The 1999-nt window shown below is 41.9% G+C and carries 1 protein-coding gene; it reads left to right on the top strand.

The features are described from left to right. Positions 1 to 673 precede the first annotated feature (673 nt). Positions 674 to 1900 (top strand): IS110 family transposase, encoded by a 1227-nt coding sequence (locus V7D18_RS07885; protein WP_426153115.1) that lies wholly within the window; start codon positions 674 to 676, stop codon positions 1898 to 1900. Positions 1901 to 1999: the final 99 nt, after the last annotated feature.

Raw genomic sequence — 1999 nt, 5'->3', positions numbered from 1 at the left:
CGACCCCATGGTTCACCCACGCTTTTGTAGCAAATAGAGTGAAAATTTTCCAGTTCGGAATTTTATAAATGGTTGCGAATGTGCGACTTGAGGAGTGCAAAAGCAACAGGAAGACGAACAGAAGGTAACAGTAATCCAAACACTTAGCAGGTAAGAGAGGAAAATCCATCTTTTTCAGATTTGCCCAACGAAGTGTTTAATTGCTTGAATGGCATATCTGTTCCACCATCGGTTTTAAAGGTCACACAGGGGCAATATTTTGCGACACAGGGCAAGCTGAAAGTGGTATATTGATTTTATTTCATCAGAAGCTTAGCAAGATCGTCTCCTCCATGGTTCATGGTGAACCATGGGATTTACAGAAAATTGGTTCTATGGTAAAATGGGGCTGCCGGGGGTTACAGGGGGTAAAATCGCCCTTTCTGTAGCTCCCTTTTTCGTTCTTTTTCTTCTGATGTTTCTTCTCCTGAAAATAAAACTTAAAATGACTTGCAATCCATTTCATACAGAGTTAACATCAACAACCAATAAAAGAAATAACTTGTTCTTCCACCCATTGGTTTGTTGTAGATAGGCTGTCGTCCCCTTGCGGACTCATAAAGAGTTAACGCTGTCATCTGAGGTTGCCGGTACGGGAACTGATCGGTTGGAAACAAGATCAGGAGGGAGAGAATTGCAGAGAAGAGAAAACCTTCTTTATGTGGGGATTGACCTGCATAAGGAAAGTCATACCGCAGTGATGGTAAACTGCTGGAATGAAAAGTTAGAGGTAGTGGTGATAGAAAACAAGCCCAGTGAATTTAAAAAGCTGGCAGAAAAGGTGAACAGGAAATCCCGTCATCTTGGACTTGATCCCATTTATGGATTGGAAAATGCTTATGGTCACGGCAGAAGTTTAGCTGTCTGGCTGATTGAAAATGGCTATATAGTAAAAGACATTAATCCTGCCCTGGCTTATGACCAGAGAAAAAGCGCACCCATGCTTCAAAAAAATGATGAGTATGATGCGTATTGTGTGGCAACGGTTCTGATTAACCAACTGCATACTTTGCCAGATGCAAAGCCAAAAGATAACGAATGGACACTGGCACAGCTGGTAAATCGGAGAGATTTACTGGTCAAAGACGGTATCCGTTTTAAGAACGGACTCCATGAGCAGATATCCATGGCATATCCCAGTTACAGTAAATTCTTCAGCGAGATAGATGGGAAATGTGCCATGTACTTTTGGAAGACATACCCATCCCCTGACCATTTACAGGGAAAGACGGCAGAAGACCTAACAATCGAATTTAAGGAAATATCTCGTATTGCCAAAAAAGACAAAGCGGAGTTAATTCTGGACTGTGTTCAGAATGATGGAAATACCTTTCGGGAATATCAGGAATCCAGAGATTTTATCACAACAAGTCTGGTACGGGACTTGGAGCATCAGAAAGAAGAATTAGCAGGGCTTGATAAAGAAATCGAGAAGCTCCTGCTTAGCTTTGATTATAAACTGACCAGTATGCCAGGAATAGGAACTTCCATAGCGAGTAAGCTGATTGCAGAAATCGGTGATATCCGAAGGTTTCCCAGTGCAGATAAGTTGGCAAGATTCGCAGGAGTAGCTCCTGTAAAGTTCAGCTCTGCCGGGAAAGGCAAGGAACAAAGCTCCAGACAAGGAAACCGCCAGTTGCATGGACTGTTTTACTTCCTGGCAGTAACCATGGTGTCTAAACCCAAGAACGGAGTACCAAATCATCCGGTGTTTTATGATTATTACATGCGAAAAATCGGTGAAGGAAAGACAAAGTCTCAGGCGTTGGTCTGTATCATGCGCCGTTTGGTGAACATTGTGTACGGAATGATGAAAAATAAGACGGAATATCTGGAACCGATTCAAAAAGAAGAACAGTAATTTTTCTATTTAAAAACAGCACAAAGACGTGCTATAAATTTTTTAATTGAATAAAGATTCTTACCGTTCGTCGCATATCTCAGTACTCCACCTGAGGGG

Source organism: Lacrimispora sp. 38-1 (genome assembly GCF_049890855.1).
Classification (GTDB): Bacteria; Bacillota; Clostridia; order Lachnospirales; family Lachnospiraceae; genus Lacrimispora.
The sequence above is the reverse complement of the archived record's forward strand: the minus strand, read 5'-3'. Positions and strand labels throughout refer to the sequence as shown.